The sequence below is a fragment of the Hydrogenovibrio sp. 3SP14C1 genome (genome assembly GCF_029625905.1).
Classification (GTDB): Bacteria; Pseudomonadota; Gammaproteobacteria; order Thiomicrospirales; family Thiomicrospiraceae; genus Hydrogenovibrio.
In genome coordinates this window covers 1-287 of record NZ_JARTLM010000053.1, presented here as the reverse complement: position 1 = coordinate 287, position 287 = coordinate 1, and the positions used below count along the sequence as shown (strand labels likewise).

1 protein-coding gene is annotated in these 287 nt (G+C 68.6%); it reads right to left on the bottom strand.

The window, feature by feature from the left end:
• Positions 1 to 287, bottom strand: a 287-nt coding sequence (locus tag P8629_RS11605) for a HAMP domain-containing protein (RefSeq protein WP_278166284.1), incomplete at both ends; no start/stop codon positions are given.

Sequence of the window (287 nt, the reverse complement as noted above, 5' to 3'; positions counted from 1 at the left end):
CCACTTCCTGGGCCAGCGAGCTCAGGTTCTCCTGATTCAGCGGGCGAATACCATCCTGCATGGCTTCGATTTCACCGCGCAGTACGGCCAGCGGGGTGCGCAGCTCATGGGCCGTGTCCGACACCCAGCGTGCCCGGGCCTCACGGCTGGCTTCCAGGGTGGCCGCCAGCACGTTGAAATCCCGGGCCAGGCGAGACAGCTCATCGCGGCCGCGTTCGGGCAAGCGGGTATGGTAGTCGCCTTCGGTGAGCCGTAGGGTGGCACCGGCCAGCGCCCGCGTGCGTCGG